General features: G+C 74.1%; 16 protein-coding genes and 2 pseudogenes. 10 read left to right on the forward strand and 8 right to left on the reverse strand.

Annotated elements, in window-relative coordinates; translation table 11 throughout:
* The 4 genes from E4099_RS01540 to E4099_RS01555 form a co-directional block, all read right to left on the reverse strand.
* On the reverse strand, positions 1-450 hold a 450-nt coding region (locus tag E4099_RS01540; RefSeq protein ID WP_135337053.1), incomplete at its 3' end, for a hypothetical protein.
* A 446-nt stretch (positions 451-896) separates the two neighbouring features.
* Positions 897-1,571, reverse strand: a complete 675-nt coding sequence (locus E4099_RS01545; RefSeq protein WP_245244486.1) for a helix-turn-helix domain-containing protein — start codon at positions 1,569-1,571, stop codon at positions 897-899.
* A gap of 49 nt (positions 1,572-1,620) precedes the next feature.
* Positions 1,621-2,274: a CBS domain-containing protein gene (locus E4099_RS01550; protein WP_135337055.1), complete on the reverse strand. Its 654-nt coding sequence runs from the start codon at positions 2,272-2,274 to the stop codon at positions 1,621-1,623.
* An 18-nt stretch (positions 2,275-2,292) separates the two neighbouring features.
* Complete coding sequence (locus tag E4099_RS01555; protein ID WP_135337056.1) at positions 2,293-2,958, reverse strand: CBS domain-containing protein; 666 nt, start codon at positions 2,956-2,958, stop codon at positions 2,293-2,295.
* Positions 2,959-3,264: 306 nt separating this feature from the next.
* Here E4099_RS01555 and E4099_RS01560 point away from each other — a divergent pair, with 306 nt between their 5' ends.
* The 10 genes and pseudogenes from E4099_RS01560 to E4099_RS01605 all read left to right on the forward strand — a co-directional run bounded on the left by E4099_RS01560 (position 3,265) and on the right by E4099_RS01605 (position 14,270).
* A complete protein-coding gene (locus E4099_RS01560) occupies positions 3,265-4,749 on the forward strand; it encodes a multicopper oxidase family protein (protein ID WP_135337057.1) in 1,485 nt (494 codons plus the stop codon).
* A 737-nt stretch (positions 4,750-5,486) separates the two neighbouring features.
* Positions 5,487-6,653 (forward strand): exonuclease SbcCD subunit D, encoded by a 1,167-nt coding sequence (locus tag E4099_RS01565; RefSeq protein ID WP_135337058.1) that lies wholly within the window; start codon positions 5,487-5,489, stop codon positions 6,651-6,653.
* Entirely contained in the window at positions 6,650-9,736 is a 3,087-nt protein-coding gene (locus tag E4099_RS01570; protein WP_135337059.1) for an AAA family ATPase, read from the forward strand. The genes E4099_RS01565 and E4099_RS01570 overlap by 4 nt, the downstream gene beginning before the upstream one ends.
* Before the next feature lie 304 nt (positions 9,737-10,040).
* A complete protein-coding gene (locus E4099_RS01575) occupies positions 10,041-10,550 on the forward strand; it encodes a MarR family winged helix-turn-helix transcriptional regulator (RefSeq protein WP_386388963.1) in 510 nt (169 codons plus the stop codon).
* Positions 10,551-10,628: 78 nt separating this feature from the next.
* Positions 10,629-11,144, forward strand: coding sequence for an organic hydroperoxide resistance protein (locus E4099_RS01580; protein WP_135337061.1), 516 nt, complete (start codon positions 10,629-10,631; stop codon positions 11,142-11,144).
* 98 nt (positions 11,145-11,242) lie between these two features.
* Positions 11,243-11,476 carry a hypothetical protein gene (locus tag E4099_RS01585; RefSeq protein WP_135337062.1) on the forward strand — a complete coding sequence of 78 codons (234 nt, stop codon included), beginning with the start codon at positions 11,243-11,245 and terminating at the stop codon, positions 11,474-11,476.
* A complete protein-coding gene (locus E4099_RS01590) occupies positions 11,476-11,847 on the forward strand; it encodes a toxin Doc (protein ID WP_135337063.1) in 372 nt (123 codons plus the stop codon). Before E4099_RS01585 ends, E4099_RS01590 begins: the two co-directional genes overlap by 1 nt.
* 254 nt (positions 11,848-12,101) lie before the next feature.
* Positions 12,102-12,890 carry a nucleotidyltransferase domain-containing protein gene (locus tag E4099_RS01595; protein WP_135337064.1) on the forward strand — a complete coding sequence of 263 codons (789 nt, stop codon included), beginning with the start codon at positions 12,102-12,104 and terminating at the stop codon, positions 12,888-12,890.
* Positions 12,883-13,188 (forward strand): annotated as a pseudogene (locus E4099_RS33895) (hypothetical protein); the annotation flags it as partial. The gene E4099_RS01595 and the pseudogene E4099_RS33895, both read left to right, overlap by 8 nt.
* A 287-nt stretch (positions 13,189-13,475) precedes the next feature.
* Positions 13,476-14,270 (forward strand): class I SAM-dependent methyltransferase, encoded by a 795-nt coding sequence (locus tag E4099_RS01605; RefSeq protein WP_135337065.1) that lies wholly within the window; start codon positions 13,476-13,478, stop codon positions 14,268-14,270.
* A gap of 48 nt (positions 14,271-14,318) precedes the next feature.
* On the opposite strand, the gene E4099_RS01610 is transcribed toward E4099_RS01605, so the two are convergent.
* From E4099_RS01610 to E4099_RS01625, 4 genes and pseudogenes are all read right to left on the reverse strand, one after another.
* Entirely contained in the window at positions 14,319-15,998 is a 1,680-nt protein-coding gene (locus E4099_RS01610) for a DUF885 domain-containing protein (protein ID WP_135337066.1), read from the reverse strand.
* A gap of 59 nt (positions 15,999-16,057) precedes the next feature.
* A pseudogene (locus E4099_RS01615) lies at positions 16,058-16,624 on the reverse strand (N-acetyltransferase family protein); the annotation flags it as partial.
* A 351-nt stretch (positions 16,625-16,975) separates the two neighbouring features.
* The gene (locus E4099_RS01620) at positions 16,976-17,485 is read right to left on the reverse strand and encodes a hypothetical protein (RefSeq protein WP_135337067.1); all 510 of its coding nucleotides are present in this window, start codon (positions 17,483-17,485) and stop codon (positions 16,976-16,978) included.
* Positions 17,486-17,565: 80 nt separating this feature from the next.
* A complete protein-coding gene (locus E4099_RS01625; RefSeq protein WP_135337068.1) occupies positions 17,566-19,137 on the reverse strand; it encodes an alkaline phosphatase D family protein in 1,572 nt (523 codons plus the stop codon).
* Positions 19,138-19,324: the final 187 nt, after the last annotated feature.

The following is a 19,324-nucleotide window of genomic DNA, read 5'->3' on the forward strand; positions in this document are numbered from 1 at the left end:
CCCGTCCTCCGCGCCCACCGGCCCCCACCCCGCGTCTCGGGCCACGTTGGCCGCGACGCGATCGGCCAGCGCGGCGATCCGCCCCCGCGCCCGCTGCCGGACCTCCGTGGCCGCCCGCTCGCCGGCCGCGCGCACCTCCGCGGCCCGGGCCTGGGCCGTTCGGTGGACCCGCGCGGCGCTCTCGGCACGCACGGCGACTGCTGCGGCCTCGGCGGACGCGAGGATCTCGGCCGCCCGGTGCTCGGCCGCGGTCCTGCGCCGTGCCGCCTCCCCGGCCGCTCGCTCGCGGATCTCCGCGGCCTCGGTCTCGGCTTGCTCCAGCAGCGACAGCGGTACCGCCAACTCGGCCGTCAGCTCGGCGGAACGGTCCGCGGGCACCCCGCCCGGCGCGGCCGGCCCTGGCGGTCGCACCGGGCGGAACCGCAGCAGAAGCTCCCGGAACCTCGCCAAGCGAACGTCTCCCTACGATCAGCCCCCGGCCCGGTCCAGTCTGCCTCCCGACCGGAGCCGTGTCGCGCGGGGCCGGCCAAGGGGCCGGTGCGGCACGCGGGGCGTTTGGGCGAGGTGGCCGACCCGCTGCCGCGACCGGTGGGTGCCGCGGAACCCCGCCGACCGCACGGCAGCCCCTGCCTTCGCCGACGGCGCGGCATTCCCTCGGCGGCTGTGCGGCAGCCCCGTGGGGCAGACCTCCGCCTTCGTCGACCGTGCGGCAGCCCGGCTGGTCGTGCGGCAGCCCCCCGCCCTCGCCGGCCGCGAGGCCGACCTCGCCGACCTCGCGGCAGCCCCCCGTCTTCGCCGACCGCACGGCCGCCCGTGAGGCAGCTCCCCGGCTTTCGGCGGCCCGTGACGAACGGCCCGGCCGGGGTGAGCCGCGGCTGGGGGAGGGCCGCGGGCGATCAGCCGGCGGGGACGATCCGGCGCCCGGTCACCCGCTCCGGGACGATCCGGATCCACTGCTCCCGCCGGCCACCGGCCCAGGGCCCGCTGTGCGCCCGTTCGCTCAGGTCGCGCGCCATGCCGGGGTCGGTGACCCACTCCGCCGGGCCGCTGACGAGCACACTCCAGCCCGTGCTCAGGGCGTCGTCCACCTGGTCGACCTCGAAGGTGGTGTCCGTTCCGGCCGCCGCCGCGGGCGCCGCCCCGGGCGTGGTGCGGAAGCAGATCCCGTCGTAGGCCACCTCGTAGTTCACCGGGAAGATCTCCGGCCGTCCGGCGACCATGACGGCCACCCTCCCCACGCCGTGCGAGGACAGGCGGGCACGGCACTCCTCCTGGTCCATCTCCCGCAGCGCCGGGTGGAGCAGTGCCTGGGCCCGGCCGGGCGGGCGCTCCGCGTCCGCCTCCGCGCCGAGCAGGGCCGCGGCCGAGGTCTCCAGCGCGCCGGCCAGCCGCGCCAGGGTGGCGCGGCTGGGGGCGGCCGGCCGCTCCTCCAGGTAGCGCAGATAGTCCACGGCCATGCCCGCGCGCCGGGCCGTCTCCTCCTGGGTGAGCCCGAGCCGCCGGCGACGGGCCGCCGCCCGCCGGCCGACCTCGCCCGGGTGCGCCGCCGACTCCTCCGTCCCGTCGGACACCGTCATCACATCCTTCCCGGATCGCCGCCCGCCGGCGGCGGCCGTGGCATCAGACGTCGTCCGCCGCGAAGGTGAGGTGCTCGCGGACCGAGACCACGCCGTCGACGCCGCGGCACAGCTGCACGATGACCGGGATCAGGGTCCTGGCCTCGACCGAGCCGGTGAGGACCACCTGGCCGTCCCTGACGTCGGCGATCACCTCGGAGGGAGCGAGCCCGAGGGTGCGTTGCAGCAGGTCGACGTCGATCTCCTCGCGGATGGCGTCATCCGGGCGGAGGAAGACCCGCAGCAGGTCGCCGCGGCTGACGATGCCCTGCAGCCGGTCGGCCTCGTCCACCACGGGCAGCCGTTTGACGCCGTGCACTGCCATCAGCCGGGCCGCCTCGACCACGGTCCACTCGGGGCGGGCGCACACGGCCGGGGCGGACATGATCTCCTCGGCGCGGGCGCCCTCGGCCTGCGCCTGCTCCCAGGCCTCCAGGTGGCGCAGGGCCGTCCGTCCGGCCGGTTCGGGGCGGTCGGCGGCCTTCTTCAGCAGGTCCGCCTCGGAGACCACGCCCATCGGGCGGTCCAGCTCGTCCACCACGGGCACCGCGGTGACGTCGTTGTCGGCGAGCAGTGTGGCGACCTCCTTGAAGGACATCTGGGGCCGTGCCCTGACGACCGCCCTGGTCATGAGCTCGCCGACGGTGCGGTGATGCATCTTCGTCCCCTTCCCTGGTCAGGTCCGCTCGCCTGGCGGATCCGGGGGCGGGCTGCCCAGCCGGGACTCGACGTCCACGACCCCCTCGACCGAACGCGCCAGACGCACGACGACCGGGATCAACGAGGGATCCCGAACGTCCCCGGTGAGGGTGACCACCCCCTCCGCCACACTCGCCGCGGCGTTCTCGAGCAGCAGCGGGGGCTGGGCGGCGAGGAGGCGGCCCACCTCCTGTTCGATGTCCGCGTCGGAGCGCAGGAAGACCTTCAGCAGGTCGGCCCGGCTGACGATGCCCACCAGTTTGGCCTCGTCGTCGACGACCGGAAGGCGCTTGACGGCCCGTACCGCCATGGCCCTGGCGGCCTGCGGCAGCGTCGCGTCCTCGTGCACGGTCACCGCGGGACTGGTCATCAGCTGGTCGGCGGTCACCGCGCCGGCCTTCGCCCACTGCGACAGCCGCCGGGCCTCGTCGAGGCGGGGGACCTGGCCGCGGAACTCCTCCTTGGGGAGCAGATCCGCCTCCGAGACGACCCCGATGACCCGGCCCTCGCCCTCCAGCACCGGCAGCGCGCTGACCTTCCAGCGGTCCATGGTCTCGACGATCTCCTTGAACGTCGCCTCCCGCCCCACCGCGACCACGGTCCGGGTCATCACATCGCTGACCGCATGCGGGGTCTCGGCCATGGCAACCTCCTGGCGGCCCCGCCCCGTCTCACCGCCGTGTCGACCGGTCCTGTCACCTCCTTCGAAGATACGCGCGCAAGGCGCGAGCGCCACTCGCCCGGTCCTCGCCCCGCACGCCCGGCACACGGCCGGAGAAACCCCCGACCAGGCCGGCCGCCCGGCATCAGGGTGAACGGCGGCACCGCCCGGGCGCGGCCGAGCGCGCCGGCGTCTTCCCCGGCCTTACGATCCGGATCGCGAACCGTCCCTGTTTCGGACACCCGTTCCCGGCCGGGCGCCACCCCGGCCGGCTTCCTGGGGAGAGACATGACCCGGCCCACACCACGCGTCGCGCCGGCCCTGGCGGCCCTGCTCCTGGCCCTCGGCGCGGCCGGACTCGCCGAGGGGGCGCGGCCCGAGCCGCCGCGGCTCACGCACACCGCGTACCGCCCCGCGGCCGCGGACGTGCACCCTGCGGCGCGGAGCGCCGGCCCGCTGCTCCGGGACCCGCCGGAGCTGGTCAGCCGCCACGGCGTGCTCAGGGCGACCATCGTGGTGGAGCGGCGCAAGGTCCGGGTCGGCGACCGCCGGCTGTACGCGACGACCTACAACGGCTCCTACATGCCGCCCACCCTGCGGGTGCGACCGGGCGACCGCATCGACCTGACCCTGACCAACAAGGCCGACCCGCACACCAACCTGCACACCCACGGACTCTTCGTCTCGCCGCGCGCCCCCTCCGACGACATCTTCGTCTCGATCAGGTACGGGCAGTCGTACCACTACGCGTACCGGCTGCCGCGCGACCACCCCGCCGGCACCTACTGGTACCACTCGCACGCCGAGATGCTCGCCGAACCCCAGGTCGCCGGAGGCGAGTCCGGCGTCATCGTCGTCGCGGGCCTGCGGCGCCACCTGCCGCCCGCCCTGCGCGGCATCACCGAGCACACCATCGCGCTCAAGGACTTCCAGGTGGAGGGCGACGCGATCAAGACCCGCGACCTCAACATCAGCGCGCCCACCCACCGCACGGTCAACGGTCAGCACCAGCCCGTGATCCCCATGCGGCCGGGGGAGACCCAGCTGTGGCGGCTGGCCAACATCGGCGCGAACATCTACTACCGGCTCCACCTGCCGGGCAGCCGCTTCCACGTGATCGCCCAGGACGGCGTCCCGGTGCGCCGGGTCCGCACCGAGGACACGCTGCTCGTCCCCGCCGGCGCGCGCTTCGACGTCCTGGTCCAGGCGGGGGAGCCCGGCACCACCCGGCTGGAGACGCTGCCGTACGACACGGGCCCGGCCGGGGACCGGTTCCCGCGGGCCGACCTCGCGACGGTGGTCACCGGCGGCACGCCCGTGCCCCGGGAGGCGATCCCGCGCGACTTCGCCCCGGCCGAGGACCTGAGCCACGCGCGGATCGCGGCCCGCAAGACCCTGGTCTACACGGAGAACGCGGCGGGCACGGTCTTCTTCATCAACGGCCGGACCTTCGATCCGAGGCGGACCGACCTCACCGCCACCCTCGGCACCGTCGAGGAGTGGACCATCCGCAACGACACGGACGAGGACCACAGCTTCCACCTGCACACCGACCACTTCCAGCTGATGCGCACCAACGGCAGGGCCGAGGACCCCTCCCACAGCGTGTACGACACGGTGCACGTGCCCCGGCGCGGCTCCGTCGTCATCCGCGTCCACTTCCGGAAGTTCACCGGCAGGACCGTGCTGCACTGCCACATCCTCCAGCACGAGGACCGGGGCATGATGGCCGTCCTGGAGATCCTCCCGCGCGGGTCCGCGCGGCGGCCGTGACCGGGGCGTTCGGTGATCCGCACGGCTGCCGGCCGGAGCGCGGGCAGATGGAGCCCGGGTCGTCCTACTCGTCGATCGCGAACACCGACCCGACCCACAGCTCAGGCCCCCTGCCAGGGAGTCCCGCATCGACGGTCTTCCCACGGAAACGCATGCGGCGGCCCGACAAGGACGCGAGCGTGTCCTCGACTCCGGCGGCGTACACCTCCATGACTCCATCGGCCGTCCGCAGGACGAACGACAACGCGGGCCGATCACCAGGGCCGGTCACCCTCGGCGCGGGTTCCAGGTCGGTTCTCGTCGGCATGAGAGCCGAGGAGTCCGCCCGACCGGGATCCCCGGTCGGCTCGGCGACGAGGCCACTGGCCGGACATCTCGGTTCCGGCACGTCATCGCCCCGATGAGCGTCTCCCCGTCGCCCTGAACCGGCCACGTGCCCTCGGCGTCTTCGAGGCCGCGGCCCGCTTGTACCACAGCATCCATTCCATGCACGCCGGGGACCGACTGCATCCCGGCGAAGGTGTGGCAACCGCCGAACGGGGTGAACTGCGGTCCGTGGACCTGCGGCCACTCTCCGCAGTGACCGGGCACGCCCGCGGCGGGCGGCCGACCGAGGTCGGTGACGGACCCCGCGCCCAGCGACGCTAACGTGGTCGGAGCCGACCGCGGCGCCCACGCCGGCTCCGCGCCGGTCGCGGAGGCGGAGGAGCGGTAAACATGCGGGTCGGAGCGCTGCTGTGAGGATTCTGCACACCTCGGACTGGCACCTGGGGCGGTCCTTCCACCGGATCAGCCTGCTCCAGGCCCAGCGGGACTTCATCGACCACCTGGTGCGGACCGTCCGGCAGCGGCAGGTGGACGCGGTACTGATCGCCGGCGACGTCTACGACCGCGCGGTGCCGCCGCTGGCCGCCGTGGAACTCTTCGACGACGCCCTGCACCGGCTCGCCCACCTCGGCGTGCCCACCGTGCTGATCTCCGGCAACCACGACTCGGCCCGCCGGCTGGGAGTGGGCTCCGGCCTGATGGAGCGGGCCGGGATCCACCTGCGTACCGCCCCGTCCGGCTGCGGCACCCCCGTACTCCTCGCCGACGAACACGGCGAGGTGGCCTGCTACGGGCTGCCCTACCTGGAGCCGGCCCTGGTCCGCAGGGAGTTCACGACCGACACCGGCAGCCACCAGGCGGTGCTGACCGCGGCCATGGACCGGGTGCGCGCCGACCTGGCCGAGCGCCCCGCCGGCACCCGCTCGGTGGTCCTGGCCCACGCCTTCGTCACCGGGGGCGCGCCCAGCGACAGCGAGCGGGACATCACCGTGGGCGGGGTCGCCTCGGTGCCGGCCGAGGTCTTCGCCGGCGTGGACTACGTGGCACTGGGCCATCTGCACGGCTGCCAGACCCTCTCCGAGCGGGTGCGCTACTCGGGCTCGCCGCTCGCCTACTCCTTCTCCGAGGCCCGGCACCGCAAGTCCATGTGGCTGATCGACCTGGGCCCGGGCGGGGAACTGGCCGCCGAGCGGATCGACTGCCCGGTGCCCAGGCCGCTGGCCCGGCTGCACGGCCGACTGGAGGACCTGCTCGCCGACCCCGCGCACGAGGCCCACCGCGACTCCTGGGTGGAGGCCACCCTCACCGACCCGGCGCGGCCCGCGGACCCGATGGCCCGGCTCGCCGCCCGCTTCCCGCACGTGGTCAGCATCGCCTTCGCGCCCGAGCGGGCGCCCGAGGACCCCGGCGGCTCGTACGCCCAGCGGCTGCGCGACCGCGACGACCGGCAGATCGCCATGGACTTCGTCGCCCATGTACGCGGCGGCCAGGGCCCGGACGAGGCCGAGCGCCGGGTGCTGACCGAGGCACTGGACGCGGTCCGCACCGCCGAGGCGCTGGACGAGGTGTCCCGATGAGACTGCACCGGCTCTCCCTCACCGCCTTCGGCCCGTTCGGCTCCACCCAGGAGGTCGACTTCGACGCGCTCGCCGCGGCCGGGCTCTTCCTGCTGCACGGGGCCACCGGCGCCGGCAAGACCTCCGTACTGGACGCGGTCTGCTACGCGCTCTACGGGCAGGTGCCCGGCGCCCGCCAGGCCACCGGGCTGACCGTGCGCAGCGACCACGCCGACCCCGGTACCCGCACCGAGGTCCTGCTGGAGTTCACCGTCGGTGGCCGGCGTCTGGAGATCACCCGCCGCCCCCAGCAGCAGCGCCCCAAGAAGAACGGCAAGGGGCTCACCACCGAGCGGGCCCACAGCGAGCTGCGCGAGCAGTCCCCGGACGGCCGGTGGCAGGGGCTGAGCCGCTCCCACCAGGAGATCGGCGAGGAGATCGGCCAGCTGCTCGGCATGAACCGGGAGCAGTTCTGCCAGGTGGTGCTGCTGCCGCAGGGCGACTTCGCCCGCTTCCTGCGGGCCGACGCCGAGGCCCGCGGAAAGCTGCTGGGCCGGCTCTTCGACACCGGCCGGTTCGCCGCCGTCGAAGAGCGCCTGGCAGAGCAGCGCCGGGCCGCGGAACGCCAGGTGATCGCCGGCGACGAACGGCTGCTCGGGCTCGCCCACCGGATGACCCAGGCCGCCGGGGACATCCCGGACCTGGCCGAGCTGCCGGCCCTCGACCCGCCCGCGGCCACCGTCCCGGAGCAGCGCACCACCGCCCGGGGCCGTGCCGCCCGTACGTCCCGCACCGACCGGCCCGCGCTGGCCCCGGGCGACCCCGGTCTGGCCGACGCCGTACTGGCCCGGGCCGCGGTGGCCCGTACCTGCGCCCGGGAGCGCCGGGACCTCGCCGCCCAGGCGGTGGGCGCCGCGGAGGCCGCCCACCGGGCCGCCGGCGAGGAGTTGGAGGCGGTCCGGGAACTCGCCCGGCTCCAGCAGCGGCACGCCGCCGCCCGCCGCAGGTCCGCCGAGCTCGACGCCCAGCACACCGAGCACCAGGAGATCCAGGAGCGCCTGGAGCGGGCCCGGGCCGCCCAGGAGGTGGCCCCCGCCCTGGAGATGCGGCAGGCGGCCGAGCGGGAGCACCAGGACGCCGCCGAGGCCGAACGGCGCGCCCGGGCACAGCTGCCGACCCGCCTCGCGGACGCCCCCGGCGAGCTGCTGGCCGCCCAGGAGCGACAGCTGCGCGAGGACCTCGGCCGGCTCGCCGCGGCCCGCCACGCCGAGGCCCGCGCCGCCGAGATCCGCACCGAGATCGCCGCCCTGGAGCGCGAGGCCAGGGCCGATCAGGAGGCGGTGGAGGAGGCCGCCGACTGGCTCGCCGGCTGGGAACCCGCCCGGCAGTCGTATCTGCGGCGGATCGAGGAGGCGGAGACCGCCGCCCGCCGGGCCGAGCAGCTGGGTGCCCGGCTGGAACCGCTCACCGCCCGACTCACCGCCGCCCGCGAGCACCAGGCGCTCGCCGAGCAGGAGCGCGCCGCCGGCGAGCGGGCGCTGGCCGCCCGGGAACAGGCCACCGCCGCCCGGGAGACCTGGCTGGACGTCAAGGAGCGCCGGCTGCACGGCATCGCCGCCGAACTCGCCGCCGGACTGCGGCCGGGCCAGGCGTGCGCGGTGTGCGGCTCCACGGCGCACCCCCGGCCGGCGGAGGCCGCCGCGGACCAGGTGGACCGGGCCGCAGAGGAGGCGGCACGGGCCCGCAGCGAACGGGCCGACGCCGCCCGCGCCGCGGCCGAGGAGGAACTGCACACCGTGCGTACCGCGCTGGCCGCGGCCGAGGCGGCGGCCGGCGGTGCCACCGCCGAGGCGGTCGCCGCCGAACTGGCCGAGCTGCGGGGGGCCTTCGAGAGCGCCCGGGAGTCCGCCGCCGACGGGCACTACGCACGCGAGGACCTGGCGCACGGCGAGAGCGAGCAGCAGCGGCGCACCCGCCAGCGCCAGGAGGCCGAGCGCCGCGCCGCGGCCCGCACCTCCCACCGGGAAGCCCTGGCCAAGGAGTGCGAGGGACTGACCGGGCAACTGGATCAGGCCCGGGAGGGCGCCGCCAGTGTGGCCGAGCGGGCCGCGCTGCTGGAGCGGCGCATCCACCTGGTGGCCGAGGCCGCGGCGGCGGCGGGCACCGCCCAGACCACCGCGGCCCGGTTGAAGGAGGCCGACGCGCGGCTCGCCGACGCCGCCTTCGGCGCGGGCTTCGCCACCCCGCGGGAGGCCGCGGACGCGGTGCTTCCGCCGTTTCGGCAGCGGGAGTTGGAGAGTCGCCTGGACCGGTGGCGCACCGAATCCGCCGCGGTACGCGCCGAGTCGGCCGATCCGGCGGTGCGGGCCGCGGGCGCTTTGCCGCCCGCCGATCCGGCCGCCGCCCTGCGCGCCTTCGAGGCCGCGACCGCGGCACTGCGCGAGGCCTCCGCCCGGGACGCCGCCGCGGTCGAGCGCTGCGCGGCGCTGGACCGGCTCTCCGCACAGGCGGTGGCCGACGCCCGTCGACTCGCCCCGCTGCGCGAGGCGTACGAGCGGGTGGCCCGGCTGGCCTCGCTCGCCGCCGGCACCTCGGCGGACAACGAACGCCGGATGCGGCTGGAGTCCTATGTGCTGGCGGCCCGGCTGGAGCAGGTGGCCGCCGCCGCCGGCGCCAGGCTGCAGCGGATGTCCGCCGGGCGCTACACCCTGGTGCACTCCGACGAGCGCGCCGGAGGCCGCCGCTCGGGGCTCGGCCTGCATGTCGTCGACTCCTGGACCGGCCGTGCCCGGGACACCGCCACCCTCTCCGGCGGTGAGACATTCTTCGCCTCGCTGGCCCTGGCCCTGGGACTGGCCGATGTGGTCACCGACGAGGCGGGCGGCACCCGCTTGGACACCCTCTTCATCGACGAGGGCTTCGGCACCCTGGACGAGCAGACCCTGGACGAGGTGCTGGACGTCCTGGACGCCCTGCGCGAACGGGACCGTACGGTGGGCATCGTCAGCCATGTGGCGGACCTGCGGCAGCGGATCCCGACCCAGCTGGAGGTCGTCAAGCGCCGGGAGGGCTCGGTGGTACACCACCGGACCCCGACCTCGTAGGCACCACCCGCGCGCGCCGGCCCCCGTCTGGCGCCGATGCGCGCGGCCCGACCCTGCCTGGCATCGGCGCCTGCCGTCGGCAAGCACACCCGCGTCCGGCCGGGGAGCCCGCTGGTTGACTGCCCGTCAGCCGTAACGCGCCGGGGGCGGAAGTCCGGCCGACGCATGCCCCGTTGCCATGGCCGGTCCTGGCGGCTCCTGCCGTGACCCCGTGGCGTCCGCCCGCCCTGGATCGATGGCCGCCGGCGGTCGGGGACCGGCTGGTTCGGCGGCGCACCGGCCAGGTGTTGGGCACAATAGGGCGGTGACTGACAAACCCACCGGTTCGGGTGAGCGGCCCCGGCCCGGGCAGCCGGCCGACGAGCGGGCACCCATCGGGCCGCGGCTGGACGACCAGGTGTGCTTCGCCCTGTACGCGGCGTCCCGGGCGGCCACCGCCGCGTACCGCCCGCACCTTGACGAACTGGGCGTCACCTACCCGCAGTACCTGGTGATGCTGGTGCTCTGGGAGCGGGGCGCGGTACCGGTCAAGGAGCTCGCCGCCGCCCTCCGACTGGACTACGGCACCCTGTCGCCGCTGCTCAAGCGCCTGGAGGGGCTCGGACTGCTGCGGCGTGAGCGGCGCCCGGAGGACGAGCGCTCGGTGCTGGTCTCGCTGACCGGGCGGGGCGGCGAACTGCGGGAGCGGGCGCGGCGGGTGCCGGACGCGCTGCAGGAGGCGAGCGGTATGCCGCGGGAGGCGGCGGAACGGCTGCGGCGTGAACTGCTGGAGCTGGCCGACCGGTTGACCGAGGCGGCGGCCTCCCGGCGCTGAGACTTCCGCGCCGCACACGGTCACGGTCGGGCAGGTCCGCGTCACAGAGAAGCATTGTGCGCGATATAAAAGGAAGCGATGCGTCCGGTGCGTCGTGCCGCCCAACCCGGCGCCCGCCCGCCGCGACGCCCCGCACTCGAGGAGGGCGCACCGCACGTGGCCGGGGAATCCACCAAGCCGACGAGAATCACCTACGCCGCCGAGGCGACCGCGCACGGTGGCCGCAACGGCTGGGTGACCAGTGACGACCATCGCATCGACCTGATGCTGACCCCGCCCCGAGCGCTCGGCGGCAGTGGTGAGGGCACCACCCCCGAACAGCTCTTCGCGGCAGGCTACAGCGCCTGCTTCCACACCGCGCTGATCATCGTCGGCCGTCGGATGGGCTATGACCTCACCGGGTCCACCGTCCGCGCCCGAGTCGGCATCGGCCCCAACGAGACGGACGGCTACGGTCTGGCCGTCGCCCTGAGCATCTCGATCCCGCTGCTGGACCAGGAACTGGCCGCCGAGATCGTCCAGCGGGCGCACCGGATCTGCCCGTACTCCAACGCCACCCGCGGCAATATCGACGTCTCGCTGGCCCTGGCCTGACCCGCGGGACGGGGGGCGGCTCCCGGCGCACGACGGGCGACCGATTGCCGGGTCCGCGCGCGTTCCCGGCGCGGTACCGCTGCGGTACCGTGACGCATATGCCCGCACTGAACATCGAGTTCACCGAAGAGGAGCTCGCGGCGATCCGTGAGGCCGCGGCGGCCGACGGCAAGAGCGTCAAGGCGTACGTCCACGACCTCTCCGTCCGCGAGCAGCAGCGCCGGATCTTCGTGCAGCGGGCGGCGGAGTTCTGGAACGAGCACATCGAGGAGTTCGACGCCGCCTTTCCGGAGGAAGTGCCCCCGAGCACCGGCCGGGGCGCGGCGGCCTGATGGACCTTCGGATCGACCTGCCCTGGCTGCTGGGGGTCCAAGAGCAGAAGCTCTACGACGAACCCGCCGTGCACGACTACACGGCCCTGGCCGCCGCTGTCTCCCGGCACTCCTTCGCGGTCGCCAGGTTCGACCACCGACCCGACGCCGCCTGGCGGGCCGCGGCGCTGATGCACTCCCTGGTGCGGCTCCAGCCGCTGCCCGCGCGCAGCACCCTGTACGCCTGCATGGTGGTGGTCGCCTACATGGCGGCGGCCGGCGAGGGGATCGACCCGCCCTACGGCGCCATCGTCGACCTGGCCCGCGACATCAAGGAGTACCGGGTGGAGGTCTACGAGTGCGCCGACCGGATCCGCGACTGGCGGATCTGACGGACGGGCTGACACCGGACGAGCGCCACCGGGGCCCTGGAGCGACCCTGAACGCCTGACAACAGGCCCGTCGCCCTTGCGACCCGAAGGTCCTCGACCCCCGGCACCGCGGTACGGCCCGGGCCCGGCTGACGCCGCGCGGCCACGGCGGCAGCACCTCGTGGCACCGCCTCACCACACCTGAAAACCCATGAGGGTTCGGTGCGGGTCGCGTGTTAGATTGCACGACTTTGCTCCCACCGGAAAGGAACGCCATGGACGCCCCCTCTCCGCACCGCCGATTCCTTGACGACGTGCTCCCCCGGATCCGGCAGGACGGACGGGTGACCGGTGTGGCCGTCGCGGGCTCGCTCGCGGGCGGCCACCCTGACGCCTACTCCGACGTGGACCTGATCGTGGCCGTCGACGACGAGGCGTTCGACGCGGTCATGCGGGAACGGCTCGGTCTGATCGGTTCGTGGACCGAGCTGGTGGCCGGATTCACCGGGGAGCACGTCGGCGAGCCACGCCTGATCATCACGCTCGTCGGGCCGCCACTCCTGCACGTCGACTTCAAGTTCGTGCGAACCTCCGACTTCGCCGAGCGTGCCGAGGACCCGCACGTCCTGTGGGACCGGGACGGCCGGCTGGCCCGCATGCTCACCGAGCACCCGCCGGCAAACTCCCCGCTCGACCTCCAGTGGATCGAGGACCGGTTCTGGATCTGGGTGCACTACGGGGCGACCAAACTCGGCCGCGGTGAGCTGTTCGAGGTCATCGGCTTCCTCAACTACCTGCGCGAGGTCGTACTGGGCCCGCTGGCCGCACGTCGAGTGGGGGCGGCCCCCCGAGGCGTACGCCACCTCGAGTCCCTCGCACCCGACGAGGCACGCGAGCTGCGGGCCACCCTGTGCGGTCACGACCGGCGCGAGGCCGGTCAGGCGCTCCTCGCCGGCGTCGAGCTCTACCGGCGATGGCTCGGCGAGTCCGAAGTGGCTCTCCGACGCCACCACCGCGCCGAAGAACTCGCCGTGCGGTACCTCCGCGAGGTCATCGCTGAGTGATGGCAACGGTCCCCCACGCCATTCCGGAAAGGAGGAGATCCATCCGGAGGAGGCAGCCGCCCGCGGTGTCTACGCGCCGGTCCACGCCCTGTCCTTCGGCGCGCCCGGCGCGGTCGTGACCGCGCCGGGTGACGTCCGCGGCACCCTGCTGTTCCCGGAGAAAGGCGGCGGCGCCTGTTGCGGCCTCGACGGGGCAGACGGCCCCAACCTGGCCTGCGAGGGGTGCGGCCTGCCCGTGGCGAGCCGGATCGACGACCGCTCGCTCTGGCAGGCGGTGTGGCTCGCCCCGGGCGCCGTGTTCCCGTACATGTACGCCCGGCCTCTTCCCGTGCCGCATCAGACAACGTCGCCCTGTGGCACCGCTGGGAAACTCGTCGAAATAGTCTCCCCGCCGCGGCCGAGGACGGCCCCTTCCGGCCCTTGACGGGTGGCTGGGCGGACGCGGGGTCAGGGTCCGGAGCGGGTTTGCCCACCGGTCTTCTCCGGGGCCGGCAGCAGCCCATTCCGGCTATGGCAAAGTGCCGTCTGACCTGGGCTTTCATTGCCCTCGCTCCTATGATCGGTGTCGGTCGAAAGGGGGGCCGGATGGACCGGACCGTACGCACCGTCGAGGACGTTTTCGCGCTCTTGGACGGGCTCTTCGCATCTGAATCCGAGGCCGGCCGTCTGGCGACGGGCGATGGCAAGGGCTTCTGGGACCGCTTCTATGCCGACCGGTCAAGGCCGGTCCCGTTCTTCGCGGCGAAGCCGGACGAGAACCTGGCCGCCTACCTCGACCAGGGCTTGATCGCTCCCGGACGGGCCCTGGATCTGGGGTGCGGGCCGGGTCGCAATGCTGTGTACCTCGCATCGCGCGGCTTCGAGGTGGACGCCGTCGACCTCTCCCCGGTGGCCGTCGCCTGGGGCGAGGGCCGGGCTCACGAGGCCGGCGTCGACGTCCGCTTCCTGTGCGGTGACGCTTTCGCTCTCCCCGCCGAGGAGTTGAGCGGACCCTACGACCTGGTCGTCGACTCGGGGTGCTTCCACCACCTGCCGCCGCACCGCCGCGTCAGCTATCTGGCCCTCCTCGACCGTGTTCTCGCACCTGGCGGCCACCTCGCACTGACCAGCTTCGCCGCCGGTGAGGCGGGAATGGGGTCGGAGCGCGCGGACGCTGACCTCTACCGTGAGCGCGAGATGCAAGGTGGCCTCGCCTACACACCCGAATCGCTGCGCTGGATCTTCTCTGACCTGGTAGAGGTCGAACTGCGCCGCATGCGGGAGGAGCCGCCCGAGTCAGCCCTGTTCGGCGTGACGTTCCTGTGGACCGCGTTGTTCCGCCGGGAAGTCATGCCGGGCCCGAAGGCCGGAGGCCCTATGCGGAGACAGGGGGGACGGTAGCGGGGGAGTCGGATCCGGTTCGCCGTCCGGATCCGACTCCGGGCCGGCTCAGAGTGCCGACAGCTCCTCGACCAGGTCGTCCAGGCCCAACGAGCCCTGGGAGAGGGCCGCCATGTGCCACTGCTTCAGGTCGAAGGCGGCACCGTGCCGCTGGCGTGCCGCCTCCCGGCCGGCCAGCCAGGCACGTTCGCCCAGCTTGTAGCCGATGGCCTGGCCCGGCAGGCCCAGGTAGCGCACCAGCTCGCTCTCCACGAAGTCCGCCGGCCGCCCGCTGTGCCGGCCGAAGAACTCCTGGGCCAGCTCGGGCGTCCAGCGCTCACCGGGATGGAAGGAGGAGTCCGCCGGGATCTCCAGCTCCAGGTGCATGCCGATGTCCACGATCACCCGCACCGCACGCATCATCTGCGCGTCCAGGTAGCCCAGCCGCCGCTCCGCGTTGGTCAGGTAGCCCAGCTCGTCCATCAGCCGCTCCGCGTACAGCGCCCAACCCTCCGCGTTGGCGCTGACGCAGCCGACGGTGGCCTGGTAGCGGGAGAGCTGGTCGGCGACATGGGTCCACTGCGCCAGCTGCAGATGGTGGCCGGGCACACCCTCGTGGTACCAGGTGGACACCAGGTCGTAGACCGCGAACCGGGTCTCGCCCATGGTGGGCAGCCAGGTGCGGCCGGGCCGGGAGAAGTCCTCCGAGGGCTGGGTGTAGTACGGCGCCGCCGCACTGCCCGCCGGGGCGATCATCGACTCCACCCGCTTGACCCGCTCGGCCAGGTCGAAGTGGGTGCCGTCCAACTGCTCGATCGCCTGGTCCATCAGCCGCTGCAGCCACTGCCGGGTCTCCTCCACCCCCTCGACCGCCTCGCCATGGGTGTCCAGGTGCGCCAACGCCTCCCAGGGGGTGGCGCCGGGGAGGATCTTCTCCGCCTCGGCGCGCATGTCGGCGAGCAGCCGGTGGTACTCGGACCAGCCGTAGGCGTACGCCTCGTCCAGGTCGAGGTCGGCGCCGTTCCAGTAGCGCGACCAGAGGGCGTAGCGCTCGCGGCCCACCACCTCGGGAGCGCCCTTGACACCGGGGGCGTACACCTCGCGCAGCCAGTCGCGCAGCTCGGTGAACGCCCCGGTGGCCGTCTGGGCCGCCGCGTCCAACTCGGCCCGCAGCGATACCGGCCCGGCCGCCGCGAACTCCTGGAACCAGCTGCGGTCCGTGCCGATCCACTCGTCCAACTGCCCGACGACGGTGGCCACCTGCCGCGGGCCGGCCGGCAGGTTCAGCTCCAGGCCCTTGGCCAGGGAGGCCCGGTAGCCCTCCAGGCAGGCGGGGACGGCCCGCAGCCGCTCCGCGATGGCCGCCCAGTCCTCCTCGGTCCCGGTCGGGGTGACGGTGAACACGCCGCGCACCGAGTGCAGCGGCGAGTGCAGGTTGCCGATGGCGCGCAGCGGCTCCTGCGCCTCGTCCACCGCCAGTTCGGCGGTCAGCCGCTCCCGCAGCAGCCGCGCGCAGCGGCGCTCGGCCGCGCTGTCCGCGCCGGGACGGGCCTCGGCCTCGGTGAGCCGGGCCAGGGTGGTACGGGCGAGCTCGGCGCGTTCCTCCTGGCCGGCGGGGGAGTAGTCGGGCAGCCGCCGGGCGCTTTCGGGTACTCCCAGATAGGTGCCGGTGATCGGGTCGAGGGCGACGAGGGCGTCGACGTAGGCGTCGGCGACCTGGCGGGGCAACGGGTTCTGAACATCGGACATGGACCCATCCTGATGCCTGGAGTGCCGCCCCGTCACCACCGGGCCGGCGCGGGCGCGGTTCAGCGGTCGCGCCGGGGCGGCCGCGTGGTGGCGGTGACCGGGTACCCGGCCGGCTGCGGATTCCGGGTGGCGGGGGCCGGGGGCGGCGCGAGGCGGGCGCTGATCACCAGCGTGCCCTCCTCGATCTGGTAGTCCAGAGGCAGCTCCAGGGACCGCATGGCCGCCACCATCCCGGCGCCGGCCCACCGGGTCACCACGTACACGCCGGTGGAGGACGCCTCGGCGGCCATCGCCACCAGCCGGCGCAGCAGCTCGGAGCCGATGCCCCGGCGCTGCCAGTCATCCTCCACCAGCAGGGCGATCTCGCTCTCGTCCCCGTCCCACAGCAGGTGCCCCAGCGCCACCAGGCGCCCGGAGGGCGTGCGGGCGGCCAGTGTCCGGCCGAACCGGGGGCTGAGCAGATGGTTCAGATACCGGTCCACGTCCGCCACCGGGCCGTGGTAGCGCTGGACCAGAGTGCCTGTGGAGCAGCGCTCGTGCATCGCCCGGGCGGCCGGGAGGTCGTCGAGACCGGCCGGGCCCACGGTGACCACGCCGCCCCCCGGAAGGTCCACGGTGTCGCCACCGCCCCCCGGCAGGCCCACGGTGCCCATGCCGCCCGCCACCGCGGAGCACCGGGCGGCGGCGGGTTCCAGGAGGTGGTGCCGCCCGGGGCGGCGGTGCGGGTCGGCGGCGGGGTTCCGGTGCGTCATGCATCCACCCTCGCCGAAGGGTGTTGCGCGATCACGAACGTTCTGTGACTGGTGCGTAACAGCGGCCCCCGAGGGGCGCCGTCCGGTCTCCCCGGCGCACGCGTCGACGCCCCAACCGGTCAGGGCCCAGCGCGACCGCGCGGTCGCGACCCAGGCCGGCCCGTACCCTGCGCGTACGCCGGGCCGCGGCCGGGACCGCACCCTCGGCCAGGACGCGCCTGCCGGTCAGCAGCCAGGGCCGATCGGTGGGGACGCCGTCAGGGCGAGCGCGGCCCTGTGCAGTTCGGCCGCCCATGTCCGCTGGTCAAGCCCCGTCGTGTATTCGAGGCAGCACACGCACTGCGGGATCAGCGACACGAACGATCGCTCCTCCGCGGTCTCGACCTCGGTCTCCCACCAGACGTCCGACGCCAGGCCCGCGGGAGCGACTTCCCCCGCGACGAGTCTCTCCGCCAGTCGGCGCAGAGCGTGCCGCCGCGCAAGGCCCGGATCGGGCAGCTCGATCCCGGCCTCGGACAGTGCTTGCTCGAACGCCTCGCGGATCTCGCGGGTGTCCGCGGTGTGCGGCCGGCCGGCGAGTTCACACAGCGTGGGGGTGTCCAGCCCGGCCGCGAGCGCCTCGGCGGCGATCATCGGCAGATCCTTCGGCTGGATCTCGTCGGCCTGGTAGCGGCAGGCCACCTCTTTCAGAAAGGCGCGGCCGTCCGGTTCCGGTGTCGTCCCTGCTGTTTCCATGAGCCCACCATCCCAGCAGCGTGTCCAAGCGGTAGTGCCGCGGGGCGGCAGCCGGCCACCGCCCGGGCACGGCTTGGCGCCTACTGGCCGACCAGGCCCGGCTGCAGCACCTTGGTGTAGAGCACCGCCCCGCCCTCCTCGCGCAGCCGGACGGTCAGTTCGCCGCTGTCGCCGTCGATGTCGACTTCGCCGTAGAACTGGCCGCCCTCGGTGGGCGGGGTGTTCGCCCGGGTGGGCGCCTTGACGAAGGTCTGCTGGGGGCCGAAGGTGCCGTCCAGTCCCGCCGCCGGGTAGCCGCCGGCGTTCAGCGGCCCGGAGACGAACTCCCAGAACGGCGCGAAGTCGGTGAACGCCGCCCGGGCCGGGTCGTAGTGCTGGGCCGAGGTGTAGTGGACGTCGGCGGTCAGCCAGACCGTACCGGTGATCCGCTGGTGCTTGATGTGCCGCAGCAGTTCGGCCACCTGGAGCTCCCGGCCCAGCGGGGCGCCCGGATCGCCCTGCGCCACCGCCTCGAAGTTCGTCGCCCCGTCCGCGACCACCAGCCCCAGCGGCATGTCCGAGGCGATCACCTTCCACACCGCGCGGGACCGGGACAGCTCCCGCTTGAGCCAGGACAGTTGCTCGGCGCCCAGGATGCCCTGGGCGTCGTCGGGCTGCCGACCGGGCGAGTTGGCGTTCCGGTAGGTGCGCATGTCCAGGACGAACACGTCCAGCAGCGGCCCGTAGCGCACCACCCGGTAGACCCGGCCGTCGCCGTCCGGACGCAGCGTGGAGACCGGGAAGTACTCGCTGAACGCCCGCTGAGCCCGGGCCGCTAGCACGTCCACCCGCTTCTCGGTGTAGCGGGCGTCGGTCAGTATCTGGCCGGGATACCAGTTGTTGCGCACCTCGTGGTCGTCCCACTGGGTGATGGTGGGCAGCTGGGCGTTGAAGGCCCGCAGATTGTGGTCCAGCAGGTTGTACCGGAAGTTGCCCCGGAACTCCTCCAGCGTCTCGGCCACCTTCGCCTTCTCGGGCGTGGTCACGTTTCGCCAGGTGGAACCGTCCGGAAGGGTGACGGTCGGCGCGATCGGGCTGTCGGCGTAGATGTTGTCACCGCTGCACAGGAAGAAGTCGGGGTCCAGCCTCCGCATCTCCTCGAAGATGCGGTAGCCGCCGCGGTCCGGGTTGATGCCCCAGCCCTGCCCGGCCAGGTCGCCGGACCACAGGAAGCGTACGCCCTGCCTGCGCGCCGGGGCGGTACGGAAGGTGCCCTGGACCGGCTCCCCGACGCGCCGCGGGTCCTCGGGGTCGGCCAGCAGCACCCGGTAGTGCACCTCGGTGCCCGGCGGCAGCCCGTGCAGCGCGGTGGTGCCGGTGAAGTCGGTGCCGGCGCCCACCAGCGGGCCCCGCCAGCGCCGTACCCGGCGGAACGCGTCGGTGGCCGAGGTCTCCACGGTCATCAGGGCGGGCCGGTCGGAGCGTACCCACACCAGGCCGGAGTGGGCCGTCACATCACCCACCTGGACGCCCCAGGGCGCGCTCGGCCGACCGGAGCGCACCTGCGCGGGCGCGGCGGCGGCCGCAGTCGGCAGGGCCAGCGCCGCCGAGGCGACCGCCGAACCCCTCAGTACGGTGCGCCGCCCGACCCCGTCCCCGAAACCCCGCGCCATCTGGAACCTCCTCGCTCGGCCGGCGGCGGTCTGCCCTGCCGCCGGCTGCCTGTGTGCCGTCTGTTGCTATCGGTGCCAGGTGCCCCGCACCCGAACGGACAGTGAACAACGGACGGTACGGCCCGGGGAAGCAGCACCCCTCGCCGCAGGGACCACCCCGAATGCCTTCGAGCGGGTGCTGAGGCAC

The sequence above is a fragment of the Streptomyces palmae genome (assembly GCF_004684805.1).
In the GTDB taxonomy this organism is placed as follows: Bacteria; Actinomycetota; Actinomycetes; order Streptomycetales; family Streptomycetaceae; genus Streptomyces; species Streptomyces palmae.

What these genes read in the sequence shown, in the direction of transcription:
- E4099_RS01550 (WP_135337055.1), bottom strand. Translation starts at nt 2,274, where the DNA reads ATGCATCACCGCACCGTCGGCGAGCTCATGACCAGGGCGGTCGTCAGG.
- E4099_RS01555 (WP_135337056.1), bottom strand. Translation starts at nt 2,958, where the DNA reads ATGGCCGAGACCCCGCATGCGGTCAGCGATGTGATGACCCGGACCGTG.
- E4099_RS01560 (WP_135337057.1), top strand. Translation starts at nt 3,265, where the DNA reads ATGACCCGGCCCACACCACGCGTCGCGCCGGCCCTGGCGGCCCTGCTC.
- E4099_RS01570 (WP_135337059.1), top strand. Translation starts at nt 6,650, where the DNA reads ATGAGACTGCACCGGCTCTCCCTCACCGCCTTCGGCCCGTTCGGCTCC.
- E4099_RS01580 (WP_135337061.1), top strand. Translation starts at nt 10,629, where the DNA reads ATGCGTCCGGTGCGTCGTGCCGCCCAACCCGGCGCCCGCCCGCCGCGA.
- E4099_RS01585 (WP_135337062.1), top strand. Translation starts at nt 11,243, where the DNA reads ATGCCCGCACTGAACATCGAGTTCACCGAAGAGGAGCTCGCGGCGATC.
- E4099_RS01590 (WP_135337063.1), top strand. Translation starts at nt 11,476, where the DNA reads ATGGACCTTCGGATCGACCTGCCCTGGCTGCTGGGGGTCCAAGAGCAG.
- E4099_RS01595 (WP_135337064.1), top strand. Translation starts at nt 12,102, where the DNA reads ATGGACGCCCCCTCTCCGCACCGCCGATTCCTTGACGACGTGCTCCCC.
- E4099_RS01605 (WP_135337065.1), top strand. Translation starts at nt 13,476, where the DNA reads ATGGACCGGACCGTACGCACCGTCGAGGACGTTTTCGCGCTCTTGGAC.
- E4099_RS01610 (WP_135337066.1), bottom strand. Translation starts at nt 15,998, where the DNA reads ATGTCCGATGTTCAGAACCCGTTGCCCCGCCAGGTCGCCGACGCCTAC.
- E4099_RS01620 (WP_135337067.1), bottom strand. Translation starts at nt 17,485, where the DNA reads ATGGAAACAGCAGGGACGACACCGGAACCGGACGGCCGCGCCTTTCTG.
- E4099_RS01625 (WP_135337068.1), bottom strand. Translation starts at nt 19,137, where the DNA reads ATGGCGCGGGGTTTCGGGGACGGGGTCGGGCGGCGCACCGTACTGAGG.